This window comes from Desulfosporosinus acididurans (assembly GCF_001029285.1).
Classification (GTDB): Bacteria; Bacillota; Desulfitobacteriia; order Desulfitobacteriales; family Desulfitobacteriaceae; genus Desulfosporosinus; species Desulfosporosinus acididurans.
On record NZ_LDZY01000005.1, the window covers coordinates 1 to 17,129 of the forward strand.

15 protein-coding genes and 1 pseudogene are annotated in these 17,129 nt (G+C 43.0%); 4 read left to right on the top strand and 12 right to left on the bottom strand.

The window, feature by feature from the left end; translation table 11 throughout:
- Positions 1–199 precede the first annotated feature (199 nt).
- The 4 genes and pseudogenes from DEAC_RS07590 to DEAC_RS07600 all read right to left on the bottom strand — a co-directional run bounded on the left by DEAC_RS07590 (position 200) and on the right by DEAC_RS07600 (position 4,174).
- Entirely contained in the window at positions 200–1,369 is a 1,170-nt protein-coding gene (locus DEAC_RS07590; protein ID WP_047809460.1) for an amidohydrolase family protein, read from the bottom strand.
- Between the two features lie 5 nt (positions 1,370–1,374).
- Positions 1,375–1,551, bottom strand: a pseudogene (locus tag DEAC_RS24770) (zinc ribbon domain-containing protein); the annotation flags it as partial.
- Positions 1,552–1,743: 192 nt separating this feature from the next.
- Positions 1,744–3,468 (bottom strand): DHA2 family efflux MFS transporter permease subunit, encoded by a 1,725-nt coding sequence (locus tag DEAC_RS07595; RefSeq protein WP_200903111.1) that lies wholly within the window; start codon positions 3,466–3,468, stop codon positions 1,744–1,746.
- A 13-nt stretch (positions 3,469–3,481) separates the two neighbouring features.
- A complete protein-coding gene (locus DEAC_RS07600) occupies positions 3,482–4,174 on the bottom strand; it encodes an HlyD family secretion protein (RefSeq protein ID WP_083995978.1) in 693 nt (230 codons plus the stop codon).
- 204 nt (positions 4,175–4,378) lie between these two features.
- Here DEAC_RS07600 and DEAC_RS07605 point away from each other — a divergent pair, with 204 nt between their 5' ends.
- Positions 4,379–4,921 (top strand): NAD(P)H-dependent oxidoreductase, encoded by a 543-nt coding sequence (locus DEAC_RS07605; RefSeq protein ID WP_047809462.1) that lies wholly within the window; start codon positions 4,379–4,381, stop codon positions 4,919–4,921.
- A 181-nt stretch (positions 4,922–5,102) separates the two neighbouring features.
- A complete protein-coding gene (locus DEAC_RS07610; protein ID WP_047809463.1) occupies positions 5,103–5,453 on the top strand; it encodes a hypothetical protein in 351 nt (116 codons plus the stop codon).
- Positions 5,454–5,472: 19 nt separating this feature from the next.
- Here the strand turns inward: DEAC_RS07610 and DEAC_RS07615 are convergent, their stop codons facing one another.
- From DEAC_RS07615 to ilvE, 8 genes are all read right to left on the bottom strand, one after another.
- A complete protein-coding gene (locus tag DEAC_RS07615; RefSeq protein ID WP_047809464.1) occupies positions 5,473–6,723 on the bottom strand; it encodes a glutamate-5-semialdehyde dehydrogenase in 1,251 nt (416 codons plus the stop codon).
- Positions 6,724–6,751: 28 nt separating this feature from the next.
- Complete coding sequence (gene proB, locus DEAC_RS07620) at positions 6,752–7,876, bottom strand: glutamate 5-kinase (RefSeq protein ID WP_047809465.1); 1,125 nt, start codon at positions 7,874–7,876, stop codon at positions 6,752–6,754.
- Positions 7,873–8,682 carry a pyrroline-5-carboxylate reductase gene (proC, locus tag DEAC_RS07625; RefSeq protein ID WP_047809466.1) on the bottom strand — a complete coding sequence of 270 codons (810 nt, stop codon included), beginning with the start codon at positions 8,680–8,682 and terminating at the stop codon, positions 7,873–7,875. Before proC ends, proB begins: the two co-directional genes overlap by 4 nt.
- A 510-nt stretch (positions 8,683–9,192) precedes the next feature.
- Positions 9,193–10,260: a 3-isopropylmalate dehydrogenase gene (gene leuB, locus DEAC_RS07630; RefSeq protein WP_047809467.1), complete on the bottom strand. Its 1,068-nt coding sequence runs from the start codon at positions 10,258–10,260 to the stop codon at positions 9,193–9,195.
- 128 nt (positions 10,261–10,388) lie between these two features.
- The gene (ilvC, locus tag DEAC_RS07635; protein WP_047809468.1) at positions 10,389–11,387 is read right to left on the bottom strand and encodes a ketol-acid reductoisomerase; all 999 of its coding nucleotides are present in this window, start codon (positions 11,385–11,387) and stop codon (positions 10,389–10,391) included.
- 69 nt (positions 11,388–11,456) lie between these two features.
- Positions 11,457–11,936, bottom strand: coding sequence for an acetolactate synthase small subunit (ilvN, locus tag DEAC_RS07640; protein ID WP_047809469.1), 480 nt, complete (start codon positions 11,934–11,936; stop codon positions 11,457–11,459).
- Positions 11,937–11,941: 5 nt separating this feature from the next.
- Positions 11,942–13,630 carry a biosynthetic-type acetolactate synthase large subunit gene (ilvB, locus tag DEAC_RS07645; RefSeq protein WP_047809470.1) on the bottom strand — a complete coding sequence of 563 codons (1,689 nt, stop codon included), beginning with the start codon at positions 13,628–13,630 and terminating at the stop codon, positions 11,942–11,944.
- 17 nt (positions 13,631–13,647) lie between these two features.
- Positions 13,648–14,547: a branched-chain-amino-acid transaminase gene (gene ilvE, locus DEAC_RS07650; protein ID WP_047809471.1), complete on the bottom strand. Its 900-nt coding sequence runs from the start codon at positions 14,545–14,547 to the stop codon at positions 13,648–13,650.
- A gap of 364 nt (positions 14,548–14,911) precedes the next feature.
- Between ilvE and DEAC_RS07655 the strand changes: the two genes are divergently transcribed.
- Together DEAC_RS07655 and thrB are read left to right on the top strand one after the other, a co-directional pair.
- On the top strand, positions 14,912–16,207 hold the full coding sequence (locus DEAC_RS07655) for a homoserine dehydrogenase (RefSeq protein ID WP_047809472.1): 1,296 nt from the start codon (positions 14,912–14,914) through the stop codon (positions 16,205–16,207).
- Positions 16,204–17,100, top strand: a complete 897-nt coding sequence (thrB, locus tag DEAC_RS07660) for a homoserine kinase (RefSeq protein ID WP_047809473.1) — start codon at positions 16,204–16,206, stop codon at positions 17,098–17,100. Before DEAC_RS07655 ends, thrB begins: the two co-directional genes overlap by 4 nt.
- The last annotated feature ends 29 nt before the right edge of the window (positions 17,101–17,129 follow it).

Consider the following 17,129-nt stretch of genomic DNA (forward strand, 5'->3'; position numbering starts at 1 on the left):
CCAAGGAATTTCGTTTTAACACTCTCTCTTTATGCTGTCAACATCTTTTTCTTGAAGCAACAGGTTTGAGAGGTATTTAGAAGCGCTGTTCTTGAGCGCTTTGTTATAATACCACTTCTTCCTTAACTATGTCAACATATTTTTTCATTTTCTTATTCAATCCGCCTAATTCTGTGTAAACTGGATAAAATGTAAACGTTTAAACATAGTATTTTGCAGTAAGCTGTAATAGATTCATCGGCGTATGGATAGTTAAACGGCCTAAATCGTTTTGCCCTAAAATTCGGGCATTTTCTCGAGTTGCCATCGAATACACTTCTAGCCTTGGAATTCCAGCTTGAATCAGCCAATCCATTTCATCATACAAGCTCTCGCCATGAGGTACAAGATAGGCACCGGCATCCGTGCCAATTCCAATGCGAACATTTTTTTGATAGGCTTCATAAATCACAGCAAGTTGTGTCTCAAGAATTCGTTTTAAGGTATCAATCTCCTTGGCAGAATAGCGGTTTGTCGGGTATTTTAAAATATTACCAATGGGAGAAACCGTCGGTATCCAGGCAATACCCTGATTTTTCATCTTATTCAAGTGTTCAGACGTCATATAATATCCGTGTTCAATCGAATCAACCCCGGCGTCAATGGCGACAGAGATCCCTTCTTCACCACTGGCATGGGCCATCACTAAAATACCTCTCTGGTGAGCAGTCAGGACAATCCTTTGCAATTCTTCAACGGTCCATTGTGTCGGTCCAACAACCCGAAAATTATCGAAACGTATCAGTCCTGAAACAATGACTTTAAGTTGGTCAATGCCTTGAGTATAAAAATTAATGATGTTCGTTTGCCAATCAGAAATTCCATCAAAACCGCGTCCTAAGAAACGCCCATACATACCTTTGCGATTTACTGCCTCATGTACAGAAATCACTCTAGGTCCAAGCCAACTACCCTCATAAAGTCGATTCCGGGCAAACCAAGCAAACCCAGGTTGATCTCCTCCGTCCCTGATCGCAACAATCCCCAGATTAAGATAGGTTTGCAGATAAGCTTGAATGTTTTTGTAAATTAAGTTCGGATTTTCCCAGTTTTTTAAGCATTGATAAAAATCCAAACTGTCCAAAGCCAAATGGACATGAGCATCAAGCCACCCAGGCTGGAGATAATAGGATTTCCAATCATAACATTCCGCATCAATGTTTTCAGTAATCCTTAAAGGTTCAAGACTATGAACTTTGCCATCTTTCCATTGAAGGACAGTAGGTAAGGAATTCAAACCATTTTCCGGACTCCAGAATCCTCCAATAATTGCCTGGCCCTTAGGAGGTATTTCTAAAACTCTTTTCTCAGCGCTGCATGAAATATTCAAAAAATTCACCTCTTAAAAAGATCCCTTCGATTTTTATCGACAGAGCGAACATGCTCCCACCACTTACGTTCTGCGAACGTTGAAGTGCCGCAGGGTACTCTACTTATAAGGCAAGGGTTGAGAAGATTTTTACTGGCGTTGACATCCCTATCGTGGTGAGTGCCGCACGAGGAGCAATCCCACCTTCCCGATTATATGTTAAGAACTCAAGAACACCTACAGCTTTGCTCACACAATTGTTATATGTATTTATTCTACTGTTCTAAAGAATAACCTCCGAGTTTTCTGAAAACATTTAAAGAATAGTTTGTATTGAAAAGGAGCAACGGCTTCTAACCAATGCTCCTTTAAGTCAGTAATTTATTTTTGTTTCATTAGGCGGGATCTGATTTGGAAGCAACTGCTTTCCTGATAAAAAGCGCCGGGATCAAACCAATTATCGCCAATACTGTTGCAACGATAAAAGAATCATTAATCCCCTGAATCGTAGCTTGTTCAGATACTAAGCCGTATATTTCCTGCAATCCGAGAATACGTCCTGTTTGGGGTGAAAGACCTAAATGGGAAATAAAATTGTTAAGCTGGACAAGAATCGACGGATTGAGTGAGGTAATTGTACTTGAATAGGTGGCAAAATGGATAGTAGTTCTTGTCGACATTATTGTGACCAAAATAGCTGTACCCAACGAACCAGAAACTTGACGCATCGTATTGAACATGGCAGTACCATGACTATTCAAATGTCTCGGTAATTCATTTAGGCCAGCCGTCATCAGCGGCATCATAATTAATGATACACCCAGAGAACGAATCGTGTAGAGCAATAATATATTGTCGTACATAGTAGCATTAGTGAGTTTGGTAAATTCCCAGGTTGCTATCGCTGTAATTGTCATTCCCACTACCGCTAAAACCCTAAGGCCAATAAGATCAAATACTGCGCCGGCAATAGGCCCCATAATTCCCATCAACAATGCTCCGGGTAATAGGAGGAAACCTGATTGTAAAGGCGTGAAACCCCGGATATTTTGCAAGTATATTGGCAGCAGCATCATTGCTGCGTACATAACTGTCGTAACGACAGCATTAATTATTATTGTCAGAGTAAATGCTCGGTATTTGTAAACACGCAGGTTCAGCATCGGAGAATCTACGGTAAATTCGCGTCTTATAAAGAGCAGTATGGCAAAAATCCCGACGGTTAGAAAAAGTATTACTTCCATACTACCCCATCCTTTGTTGCCCGCTTCGCTAACCCCATAAAGTAAGCTTCCTAAACCGATTGTCGAAAACACTGCTCCCCATACATCAAACCTCGGAAAAGTTAATTTCAAAACGTCTTTCATCCAGATTACGGCTAAAAACAAATCCAAGGCTCCAATTGGTACGAGAGCGGAGAAAAGAAGACGCCAAGAGTAGGTCTGAACTACCCACCCACCAAGAGTTGGTCCGATAGCTGGCGCAAAAACCATGACGATCCCCATAGTTCCTAAAGCTTTACCTCTTTGATGAGGGGGAAAAATAGCAAGAAACACATTGGTCAATAAGGGCATAAGAATTCCGGCCCCAATTCCTTGAATGATTCTTCCAGTCATAAAAACGGGAAATGTCGGAGATATGGCACAGACCAGTGAACCCAACGTAAAACTGATCATTGCCACAAAAACCAGTTTCCGACTTCCTACAGATTCCATAAGGTAGGCAGTAATAGGAATCAACACTCCATTGACAAGCATATACCCTGTTACAATCCATTGGATAGTACTTGCCGAAACATTAAAATCCAGCATCATATGCGGTATTGCTACATTATCCAAAGTTTGATTCAAAATGGAAACAAAGGCACCCAGCATTAAAACAATTAGAATTTGAAGAGTATTAAAGTCTTGTACCCCAGTATCGCTTATAGCATCAGCCGGTGTTCGCGTCTGACTCGTAAATGGATGTTGAGCAGGTCCAGAAGTCATTAAAACCGGCTCTTGAGAAGACTTATCATCTACGTCTTTTACTTTGTCTTTCTTCTTTCGCAGGAGTCCCAGATTAACAAACATTAATAAAACGAAGCCTAAAAAAATGTAGACAAACGCTAGAATAATCATTGCCTCGACTCCCTTATCTTATATGTATTCGTGCTGTTACACTCATCCCCGGAGCGAGATTCAACCCTTTATAACCATCTAGCGTTATTATTACTGGAATAACCTGTGTCACCTTAGTAAAATTGGCGGTAGTATTTTGTTGGGGGAGAAGTGAGAATTGTGCGGCAGTTGTCAGTCCGATTTGGCTTACTTTACCTGAAAGAGCAGTACCGGGATAGGCATCGACGTATACATCCACACTCTGATTTTGTTGTATGTTGTTGATATTCGTTTCATTTATGTTAGCGCTTACCCATAAGCCATCCATGTTATAAGCGTAAGCTAAAGGAGTTCCTGCAGCAACAAAACTATTAGGGATAACGTTTTGCTGAACAATCGTACCATTAACCGGCATAGTTATATCCATTGTTGGAGGAGTTGTTGCAGAAGCGGTTGCTGTGGTTCCCCCGACCACTTGAAGCCCGCCTAGGCGTTGCCCTGCAGTGAATCGACTGTTTATCGCTCCATTCCAATCTGTAATTTTACCATTGCCCAAAGCACTGATTGTAATTTGTTGACCATCAATGCGGGCATTATCTGTCGTGACGTAATAATAGGATTGATTGTAATAATAATAAACCGTAATTCCTCCACCTATGATCAGCGCCAGAACAAGAATATTAATTAAAATAATGCGGCTCGTATTTGATGCCCGTCCATCAGCCATTCTCATATAACCTCCTTAAACTCCTGTACATTTGCGATTTCTAGACATAATCAATTAATCGTTAAACTGCAGCTAATTTGTGTCATATTCTTATTAGCTATGACAGGGAATATTAGGAAGCTAAGGAATCAGGACATTTGTATAGTAGTTTATTAAAATTGGTAATCTAACGAAAGAGGTTGTTAAAGGAGGCTTAACAAAAAAATGAACGTCTATGTTGTTTATGACAGTGAAAGCGGTCATACTGAAATGCTTGCCAAAGCTATTGCCGCAGGTGCTGAAAGTGTTAAGGATACTAAGGTACATCTAAAACATGTTTCGGAAAGCAGACCCGAAGAATTAGTAGATATGGATGCTATTATTTGGGGATGCCCCGGTCATTTTGGAACGATAAGTGCCAATTTGAAAGCCTGGATTGATGATCTCGGGATTATCTGGGCTGAAGGCAAATTAATTAATAAAGTTGGCGCCGTTTTTTGTACAACAGCCTCAGTTCACGGCGGAACTGAATCCACTCTCCTTAACCTCATAACAACCATGCTTCATCAAGGAATGATCATTGTCGGTTTACCCGGGAATATTCCGGAAAACGCTCTCTTCGGCTCGTATTATGGAGCCGGAATTACATGCCCAGTGGAAAGCAGCCCTGATAGTCCTCCAAACATGCCCACGGAATCAGATTTAGCATTGGGAAAAGCCCTCGGTCAACGAGTTGCTGAAATCGCCCTTAAGTTTTGCCGAGTTTAGAGATCCAGACATAAATTGCCATTAATAATCCAGTAGATAATTACCAAAAGATATTCCTTCTGGCAATAGTGAATAAAAAGAAGACTTGGCATACTTCCAAGTCTTTTTTGAACAAAGCGCTATTAATTTTATATGAGAAAAAATTTTTCTTTTGCCGCTAAACGTAAAGGAGTGATCAGAAATGCTTTCGTTTATTGCTTTCGGAATTGTCGTTGTGATTGCTGTTGCTCTTCTATTGACATACAATTTACGTGCTTTTAATCGAACAGCAACGATAAAAGAAACTCCAAGCGAAACAGATTCCTTAAGCGAAGTTATAAGTAACAAGGAACCGGAAGCTTCGCCACAAAATCCGGAAGAATCCGTTCCTAATCTCAACAAGAAAAGTTTATCGCAAATGGCTGATCAACACTATAGAAATGCGTTACGTCAATCGCTTAGTGAAAGGGAAGAGACAGTTACCCCTTCAGTAAAGCGCAGAGACGAGGAATATCGTTCTGCCTTACGCTCAATGCGGTCTCCAAAAGGGTAACGGTTGTCATGAATTAATTCTAAGTCACAATTTGTCCGTCTCCATAGACTATATACTTGATGGTCGTTAATTCTTTAAGACCCATAGGCCCTCGAGCATGCAATTTTTGTGTGCTGATCCCAATCTCTGCTCCAAAGCCAAAGCGTCCGCCATCTGTAAACCGCGTTGAAGCATTAACATAAGCTGCAGCAGCATCAACCTCTTTCAAAAAACGTTGAGCCTTAGAATAATTCTCAGTTATAATTGTTTCTGAATGCTTAGTACTGTATTGATAGATATGGTCGAGAGCTGCATCCAAATTTGGTACAACTTTTACGCTGAGAATAAGGTCTAAATGCTCTGAAATCCAATCATCTTCTTCCGCGGGAAGAGCGAAGGGCAAAATCTCACAGGTTCGTGGGCATCCCTTGATTACAACCTGGTGTTTCTTCAATACTTCGCCTATTCTTGGCAAAAAATCTTCGGCGATTGGTTCATCTACCAAAAGAGTCTCTAACGCATTACATACTCCGGGGTTTTGCGTTTTACCATTAATAATAATGGCAATCGCCTTTTCATAATCCGCGTCTCGGTCAACAAAAGCATGACACATTCCTGTTCCTGTCTCTATGACCGGGACAGTTGCATTCTGGACGACAGTCTGAATTAATCCTGCTCCCCCTCTTGGAATAATAACATCCACAAAGTTATTCATCCGCATAAGCTGCTGAACCCAATCTCGATTTGTTTCAGTTATCAACTGAATACATCCTTTGGGCAAGCCGCTCTCTTCAGCGGCTTGGGCAATAACCTTTGCTAGAACTTTATTACTTTCTAAGGCCTCAGATCCTCCTCTTAGAATCACAGAATTACCGGACTTTAGACATAAGGCCGCCGCATCAACCGTTACATTAGGCCTTGCCTCATAGATCATCGCCACAACCCCTAAAGGGACGCGTGTCTGTTGAATTCTTAAACCATTAGGCCTAGTCCAAACCTCCCCTTCTCCAACTGGGTCCCGCAAAACAATAACTTCCTTTAAAGCATTACTAATATTGGTAATCCCTTCTGAAGTCAGTCTCAACCGATTTATGAGACTTTTTTTAATACCCTTATGCTCAGCTGCTTTAACATCAATGGTATTAGCCTGAAGTATCTCTTGCTCATTCTCCAGCAGTGCCTCAGCCATTGCGAGCAAAGCCTTATTTTTAGACTCCGTACTCGCGTACGCCAACTGACGGGCAGCTTGTTTAGCCCTTTTCCCAATCTCCAAAAGTTCCTGTTGAATCACACTAAATTCCTCCCAATCATAATAGTTTTTACACAGAGTCCATCATCAGAGTCATGTTATCCCGGTGAACAACTTCTTCCCCGGAAGAATCAGGGATAAGTTCCTGCATTTTTTCAGAGTGCAACCCTTTAACAAGTTCTACTTCGTGTCTGCTCAATTCTATAACTCCCCTGGCCACCTCATCACCAACAAGATTCAAGATACGCACAATTTCTTTTCGTTCCCATGTTCCTTCGGTAGATTTGATCCCTTTAGCCAGCAAACTTTTTCCTTCTTTTACCAAGGCCTTTACAGCTCCGTCATCTATTTGAATACTTCCCTCCGACAGTCCTGCATAGGCAATCCAGCGTTTGCGCCCTGCCAGGCGGTGCTTTACAGGGTGAAAATAAGTTCCTCTAGCTCCCTGCCCTTCGTTCAGTTCCACTAACTCCCCAATCCGCGTAAAATTTAGTAAAAGCATCCCAATACCAAAACGTGTAGCAATCTTGGCTGCTCTTAATTTTGTCAGCATGCCACCAGTTCCCAGGATACTTCCTGCACCTCCAGCCATCATCTCAACCGCTGAAATATCGGCTACTTCTTCGATAAGTTGAGCTGAACTGTCCTTTTTGGGATTCGCTGTATACAGCCCATCTACATCTGTGAGAATGACTAACAAATCTGCATGAACTAATCCGGCGACCAGGGCTGAAAGGCTGTCATTATCTCCAAAGCAAAGTTCTTCAATGGCTACTGTATCATTTTCATTAATGATCGGAACTACTTGCAGCCGTAAAAGTTTCTCCAAAGTGTTTTGCGCATTATGATAGCGCGATGCTTCTGCAAGATCGATCCGCGATAATAAAATTTGAGCCCCGACTAACCCATGTCGTTCCAAATTTTGAGCGTACTTTTCAATAAGAACGCCCTGTCCAACTGCTGCTACCGCTTGTTTACCGGCTAAATCACGTGGTCGTGTATGAAGTCTCAATTCTCCCATTCCCGCTGCTACGGCTCCAGATGTTACTAAAATACATTCTATCCCTGACTGCTTCAAAGCGGCAATTACATCGACAACTTCTGCGATAGCTTCTTCATCTAAGCCTCCCCGAGAATGGTTCAAACTGCTGCTTCCAATTTTCAAAACAATTCGACGAGCTGAAAATGTGGTCACACCGAATACTCTCCTTCCATTTCTTCTGAGCGCAGAGCACAGGCCTTCGCAGCTTTCACTACCGTTTCGGCTAATTTTTCTTCCATAAAAATATTAATTGCTGCATAGGTGGTTCCGTTGGGAGAGGTGACCTCCTTTCGCAGCCTGCCTGGTGACTTCTCACTCTCAGCAATCATTTTTCCTGCTCCGATTGAAGTTTCAAGGACTAACATTTCTGCTTCTTTTTCACTTAATCCCAATTGAACTCCAGCCATAATTAAGCTTTCGATAAATAGATAAAAGTACGCAGGTCCGCTTCCGCTTATTGCTGTAAGGGCATTCATTTTTTCTTCGGGAATCCATAAAACTTTCCCTACAGCAGAAAAGATTTGTTCGCTCATTTCTGCTTGTTCCGAAGTAACATCTTCACCGCGTACTAATCCCGTCATAGAATGAAGCACCGTTGTTGAGGTATTCGGCATTGCCCTTATAACAGCAACTCCCGGCAAAAACTTATAAAATAATTTGAGGGGAACACCCGCTGCGACACTTATAATGAGTTTACCACCAAGATCAAAGGTTTTTAGTTGTTCAAGAACGTCTTTAACGTTTTTGGGTTTTACAGCAATGATTAAGACACAGGAGTTCTCCACAAGTTCATTCAAGTTGGAAGCGAGAAGATTATATCTAACAGCCAGCTGTTGTAACCTCTCAGTATTTGCATGGTTTGTCACTCTAATTTGTATCGATTGGTCTACTTTCGTCAAACCGCTAATCATCGCCTCGGCAATATTACCAGCGCCAATGAAGCCAACGGTTAGTTTCATAGTTAACATCCTTTCTAAACCATATTACTAATAATTTTTGAAAGCTCCTCTGCAACAGATCATTGTTCTTATTCTGTCTATCCATTAGTTTTTTATTAACTGGAATCCTTGATAAACACCTGCTGGGACTAAAATCCAAAACAAAAAGACTTCTTTCGTCCATAATTTAAGGACGAAAGAAGCCTTCCGCGGTACCACCTTTATTGCAAAGCCAGCTCAATGTTATCAGAGTAATCCAATAAACAATCCCTCTAACGGTGGAAACCGTCTGATTCATCATCAGAGTCTCACGACTGGGTTTCTGACAACGCAGAAGGAAAAACTCTCAGCGCTTGTTTTCCTCTCTGAACTCCACGTCGATCATACTGGGTCGATCCTTGACTTCATTCAATATACAATTCAACTATACTGTAGCGTATATAGTTATAATATGCAAGTCTGATAATCTTGTAAATCATAAACATTAAGTATTTTTCTCAGCAGTAAACGATGGTTAGACACACCGACTTGTTATTTTTTCCCTAGGGCAGCTACGACTGCGTCCCCCATCTCACGAGTACCCAGGACTTTATCCCCAGGTTTTGCAAGATCCGTCGTGCGGTATCCCTCTTCTAACACTCTTTCCACGGCACGCTCAATCAGCTTAGCTTCCTCTTCCAGATCAAAGGAATAACGCAGCATCAACGCACCTGAAAGAATCGTAGCCAGAGGATTGGCGATATTTTTACCGGCAATATCGGGAGCCGAACCATGAGCAGGTTCATAAAGCCCTTTCTTCCCGTTTAAGCTTGCTGAAGAAATCATACCAATAGAACCCATCAGCATAGAGGCTAAATCCGTTAGAATATCACCAAACATATTCTCTGTCACGATGACATCAAACTGAGTTGGGTAACGAACAAGCTGCATGGCAGCATTATCAACGTACATATGGGTTAATTCAACTTCAGGATACTTTTGGGCAACGTCCAGGGTGATCTCCCGCCAAAAACGAGAAGATTCCAAAACATTGGCCTTATCAACTGAGCAGAGCTTGCCGCGACGCTGGCGAGCCATTTGGAAACCAAGCTCAACGATCCGACGAATTTCCTCTTCCGAATAAATCAAGGTGTCAAAAGCACTGGGAGGGTTCTTGGTTCTGCCTTTTTCTCCGAAATATAACCCGCCCGTTAATTCACGCAAAACCACGAGGTCAACATTTTGTACGACTTCAGGGCGAAGAGTTGATGCTTCAACTAACATGGGCAGCATTTTAACGGGACGTATATTGGCAAACAGAGTCAGTGCCTTGCGAATTGCAAGAAGACCGCCTAACTCTGGGCGCTGCGGGGCGGGCAGGGTATCCCACTTTGGTCCGCCTACTGATCCTAAAAGAACTGCATCTGCGGCTAATGCTGCCTCGAGAGTAGCATCCGGAAGAGCCTTTCCAGCTTCATCAATGGCCGCTCCACCAATTAAATGATTTTCAAACTCTATCTTAACTGCACTGTCTTTTAAGACAGCGTTTAACACTTTAATTGCTTCCGGGGTAATTTCTTGACCAATACCATCTCCCGGAAGAACAACGACTTTAGGCATTCTGTTCCCTCCCTCGAATATGGAATCAGTTCGCCCGTACGAATCAACTCCTGCATAATTGGAGGAAACGATCTGGCCTGAAACTCCATACCTGTTGTTTTATTCACTGGTGATTTTACCTGCTGTTTCTATTCGTGTTTTTTCAGCCAGCTCATCATACCTCGTAATTGTTCTCCAACTTTCTCGATGAGATGATTTTCTTCACGACGAGCCATAGCATTAAAGGCCGGACGATTAGCCTGATTTTCCAATAACCAGTTCTTAGCAAATGTCCCATCTTGAATTTCAGTCAGTACCTTTTTCATTTCTTTGCGGGTCTCATCATTTACAATTCGTTTTCCTACAGTCATATCGCCATATTGAGCCGTATCAGATACTGAATAGCGCATCCAGCTCAAACCGCCCTCATACATTAAGTCTACAATCAGCTTTAATTCATGCATACATTCGAAGTAAGCAATTTCCGGTTGATAGCCGGCTGCCACCAAAGTCTCAAATCCGGCTTTAACAAGCTCAGAAGTACCGCCGCACAGAACAGCTTGTTCACCGAATAAATCTGTTTCGGTTTCTTCGCCGAAGGTCGTTTCTAATACTCCGGCTTTAGTGGAACCGATTCCTTTAGCGTAAGCTAAAGCCAACTCTTTGGCTTTACCTGTAGCATCTTGATGAACTGCAATCAAGGATGGTACTCCTGCGCCTTCAGTATAGGTTCTGCGAACCAAATGTCCCGGACTTTTTGGTGCAACCATGAATACATCAACATCACTGGGAGGAACAATTTGTCCAAAGTGAATATTAAAGCCATGGGAAAAGACAAGAGCTTTGCCTGAGGTTAAATGTTGTCTAATTTCATTTTCATAAACTTTACTTTGGGTTTCATCAGGAAGCAGAATCTGTATAACATCAGCACGAGCGGCTGCTTCGGAAACCGTCATCACTTCAAAACCAGCTTCTTCAGCCCGTTTCCAGCGTGCACTGCCGGGGCGAAGTCCAATTAAGACCTTAAGGCCTGAATCTTTAAGGTTTTGAGCTTGAGCATGTCCTTGACTGCCATAACCCATTACCGCAATAACTTTTCCTTTGAGTAATTCGAGATTTGCATCAACTTCATAATACATTTTTGCCATTTAATATCTTCCTCTCTAATTCTAAACTATTATATTAAAATAAGCTGCAAACAACATCTATTATACACCTCATGCCTCAGAACGCATAATAGCAATTTTGCCCGTTCGCACTAATTCTAATAAACCATAGGGACGAAGCGCATGAACAAAGGCATCGATTTTATCTATGTCCCCGGTCAATTCAACCGTGATATTGCTTCTGCCCATATCAACAACCCGTCCACGGAAAACATCCACGGTTTGAAAGACTTCAGAGCGCGTTTCCGAATTAATAGGAATCCTCACCAGGGCCAATTCTCTATCCACTACGCTCTTCTCAGTTAAATCTACAACTGAGTGAACCACAACAAGTTTACTTAACTGGTTTCTAACTTGTTCGATAACTTGATCATCACCGGCTACAACAATCGTCATCCTTGATACTTCAGGATCCTCAGTCTGACAAACAGTCAGGCTCTCAATATTGTAAGCCCTGCGCGCAAAAAGTCCCGCTACTTTAATCAAAACACCAGGGTGATTTTCCACAAGAACTGCAAGTGTATGCAACATACTCATTACCTCACAATCATTTCAGTGATAACTTTTCCTGGAGGGACTAACGGTAAAACATTTTCATCAGGAGAAATCTTGAAATCCAGCAATATCGGTCCAGAAGAATTAACCGCTTCCTCAATAGCACCACGGACCTGATCTACAGAATTAACGTGAATTCCACGAATTCCATAGGCCTCGGCCACTTTGACAAAATCCGGATTTCCTTCAAGTTGAATATGGTTGTACCGTCCGTCATAAAACATCTTTTGCATTTGACGAACCATTCCAAGAACACCGTTATTAAGCAAGATAATTTTAATTGGTAGTTTGTTTTGAGCGACGGTTCCCAGCTCCTGAATAGACATTTGCAGTGAACCATCTCCGGTTATTAAAAATACATTATCTTGAGGACGAGCCAATTGAGCCCCAACTGCAGCCGGCAGTCCATAACCCATGACTCCTAGACCGCAGCTTGTTGCATAATTGCGCATATGGGCTATCGGATAAAACTGAGCCACCCACATTTGATGTTGTCCTACGTCAGTAGCTATTACAGCCTCTCCGCCTGCCAGTTCACCAAGTGTCTTTACAACTAATTGAGGAGTTAAGGAGTCTAAATCACAGCCTAAGGGATTATCCTTCTGCCAGTTACGAATTTGTCCCCACCATTCGGATAGATCAGGAAGCGAATGTCCGGGCAGGACCTCCAGGAGTTCCTCAAGAATTTTACGAGCGTCTCCGACAATTCGCATGTGTGTTTTTACAACTTTACTAATTTCTACAGGATCAATATCCATATGAATGACTTTTGCTTTAGTCGCGAATCGATGGCCTAAACCGCTTGTTACCCGATCATCGAAGCGAACTCCTACAGCAATCAGTAAGTCACAATCATCCACTGTATAGTTGGCAGTCACTGTGCCATGCATGCCGACCATTCCTAAAAGATTAGGATGACCGTAAGGAAGACTGCCGATCCCCATTAACGTGGTAACAACAGGTAAATTTGCCCTTTCAGCAAATTGACGCAGAACTTCCTCGGCGTTTGCTGTCACGACTCCCCCGCCAGCATAAAGAACAGGTTTTCGCGCTTCGGAAAGTGCTTGAGCTACCTCTTCGATTTTACTGTTATTGCCCCTGCCAAAGATTTTATACCCCTTAAGCTTCATATCGCTGGGAAAAGGCTCAACATTTTCCTGGGCTAAAACATCCTTCGGCAGATCAATTACAACTGGACCTGGCCGTCCGGTTCGGGCAAGAAAGAAGGCTTCTTTAACTACTCTGGGAAGATCACGAGGATCTTTAACGATATAGGAATGCTTTGTTATCGGCATTGTAATGCCAATAATATCGACTTCCTGAAAAGAATCCGATCCAAGGGAGCTTGTTGGCACTTGCCCTGTTAAAACGACTAGAGGAATGGAATCGGAATAGGCATTAGTTATACCGGTTACCAAATTTGTAGCCCCGGGGCCTGACGTCGCCAGACATACTCCTACTTTACCACTAACTCGTGCGTAACCATCAGCAGCAAAAACAACCCCTTGCTCATGGCGCCCTAAGACGTGGCGTATGGGCGAATCCAGCATAGCATCATATAGAGGAAGCAATACCCCGCCGGGATAGCCAAAGATAATGTCCACACCTTCCTCTCGTAAGGCATCTAATAATAGTTTTGCTCCACTTAATCCCTTCTTTTCCTCACTCATTTCATTTCCCTCCTCTATTATCTGGCGGTTGCGCTTTGCGCTTTATAAATCTCAGGACCGTTGACAAGAGTTAAAGCCCTAAAAGCAGCGAGAAGTTTTTTAAAGACTTCTCCGGGAACTCCATTGTCAATGTCCCTGCCATCGACATTAACTACGGGGATAAGTTCAGCCGCTGTACCCGTTAAAAAGCACTCACTGGCAGTATAGAGATCGTGACGGGTAAATAATTCTTCAGCGGTTCTAATCCCCAATTCACGCGCAAGCTCCAGAACTGAATTCCTGGTTATACCTTCCAAAACTCCCGCAGATAAAGGGGGTGTCATCAGTACTCCGTTGCGCACAATAAAAATATTGTCAGAAGTTCCTTCGGCAACGTAGCCATCTTGAGTCAACATGATTGCTTCCACAACTCCCGCTTGATTGGCTTCGATTTTAGCAAGAATATTATTCAAATAGTTAAGAGATTTAATTCTTGGATTTAAGGAATCAGGGTTATTTCTTCGGGTGGCAGCGGTTTTGACTTCCAATCCTCGTTCATATTTAATCGGCTCAAAGATTTTTATTTGATCCGCGATACAAAAGATCGAAGCTTGAGAACAGTTATTAGGGTCAAGTCCTAAATCCCCTTTGCCACGGGAAACAACTAAACGAATATAAGCATCTCTTAATCCATTTCGGCGTAACGTTTCCAAGACAATCTCCTGCATTTCATCCTTCGCTATCCCAATAGATAAATGAATCGACTTTGCCGATTCATAGAGCCGTTTTAAATGCTCATCTAATTTAAAGACTCGGCCATGATAGGCACGAATTCCTTCAAAAATTCCATCTCCATATAAAAAGCCATGATCAAAAATTGATACTTTGGCCTCTTGTTCAGAAACGAAAGCCCCTTTACAGTAAATTACAAGTCCCATTAGTTTACCCCTTTCTATAAAATATCCTCAATAATTCAGACAACTTAAAAACCCAAGCCTAGTCCCTAGCAACGTGGAACTTTCCGCTTGGGTTTTTTCTACCCACGGTGTAAATCCGTAATTGGATTCTGTATCGCTTGGACCAGTCAGGTTGCCCCCGGAACCCTAGATACACTTCCTCCTCTGTTATAAGACATTTGTACTGCATACGTTGTGTATATGATACAGAATACAATCCTCAGTGTCAACCCTTTTTCCATGAAATTCATATTAATTCACGGGATCCCTTGTCAAAACTTGATAGTTAGCGGTATAATGTCCACTATTAAAATACATTTGTTTTTATTGAGAGGAGCTGCCAAAGATGCCTATTAACATTGGAATTTTAGGTCTTGGAACCGTTGGTAGTGGCGTTGTCAGCATATTACAGCAAAATGCCGAAGATATACAAACGAGAACTCAAAGTGAAATTCAGATAAAGAAGATTCTAGTCCGCAATCCCGAACTTCCCCGAAATATTCAGGGGAAGTTTCAACTCACGGACCAAGCCAATGATATCCTTCAGGACCCTGAGGTTGATATCATTGTTGAAGTTATAGGAGGGATTGAACCCGCTCGTTCTTATATATTAGAAGCGCTGCGCCAAGGCAAACATGTGGTCACAGCGAATAAGGACTTATTGGCTCTCCATGGGCAAGAACTCCTGGACGCTGCCAATACGGCAGGTAAAGACCTCTATTTTGAAGCAAGTGTCGCCGGCGGAATCCCTATCATTGCTGCCCTTAAACACGCTTTGGCTGCGAATCGAATTTCGGCTTTAATTGGAATCATTAACGGAACGACCAACTATATCCTGTCTGCTATGGCAGAACAAGGTCGGGATTATTTTGAAGTATTGGCTGAAGCTCAAAGCTTGGGTTATGCTGAAGCTGACCCTTCGGCCGATGTCGACGGATTAGATGCAGCACGAAAGCTGTCCATCCTGGCTTCTATTGCCTTTAATTCACGGGTTACCCTCAAGGACGTTTTTGTAGAAGGCATCTCCAAAATCACTCGCCAAGATTTAGCCTATGCAGCAGAACTCGGCTGCACCATCAAATTACTGGCAATCGCAAAACATCACGAAGAAAGCATCGAAGTTCGTGTTCATCCGGCAATTTTGCCCATGAACCATCCCCTAGCTGCCGTAAACGGTGTTTATAATGCCATTTATGTTGTGGGCGATGCCGTGGGAGAAACCATGTTTTACGGCAGAGGGGCAGGATCACTGCCGACCGGCAGTGCCGTAGTTTCTGATATCATTCGTGTCATTCGCAACATCCAGGCTAACTCCACGTCGATGATTAACTGCACCTGTTATCGTGATCTCGGAATCAAAGCCTCCTCGGAATTCTTCACTGCCTTTTATATCCGTCTTCTCGTGAAAGATGAGCCCCGCGTCCTTGCCACCTTGGCGCTCCTCTTTGCCGAAGCCAACATCAGCTTTGCTTCTATTATTCAAAAGCCACGCGGCGAACAGCAAGCCGAAATCGTACTAGTGACGCACCCCTGCCGCGAAGGCGCGCTTCAAGAGGCTCTGGACTCTGTTCGGGCGTATAGTAAAGTTCTCATGATTCACAACGTAATACGCTTTGAAAAAGGGGAGGAGTCGAACTCATGATCGTAAAAATCCCTGCTACCTCTGCCAATCTCGGACCCGGTTTTGACTGTCTTGGCCTGGCCCTTCAACTATATAACTCAATTAAAATCGACATCAACCGCCCCTTCCAAATCTCATTAACAGGAACCTATCAGGAAGGTATATCAACTGATGAGAGCAACCTTGTCTGGCAAACCATGTGCCGCCTCTGGGAGCAACTTAATTATCCCATTCCGACGGTTGCCCTGACATTGGAAAATCATATTCCTCCAGCTCGCGGTCTCGGCAGCAGCTCTGCTGCCATCGTGGGTGGACTTGTAGCAGCCAATATTTTGGCCGGAGCCCCTTTAGCAAAATTAGAGCTGCTGCAGATGGCCAATGCTCTTGAAGGACATCCTGATAACGTCACACCTGCCTTATATGGGGGAATCACCTTAGCTGTTTCTACAGATGATGGAGTTCAGCCCAGAGTTTTAGGGCAGGGAGCAAATCTGAAGGCAGTGGTTCTTATTCCGAACTTGCGCCTAAAAACAGAAAAGGCCAGAGGCATTTTACCTCCCGAAGTATCTCGTCAAGATGCCGTATTTAATATCTCCCATGCAGGATTATTAATTGACGCCTTTATTCGTGAAGATTATCCCCTCCTGAAAGAGGGAATGCGCGACATGCTTCATCAAAACCAGCGTTCCGTTCTTATCCCAGGTATGTTTGAAACACTGAAAGCAGCTGAACAAGCCGGAGCCTATGGAACAGCTCTAAGCGGTTCAGGCCCGACACTAATTGCCTTAATTCCGGAATCTTCAAAGAACGAAGTTTGCCAGAGCATGCTGACAATGATAAAGCAATTTGGGGTTGAGGCCCAGGCCATCATACTTGATATTGATCACTGCGGTGCCGTCTCTTCAGGCGAATAAGGAATTCTTGCGACACACTGAATTAAGAA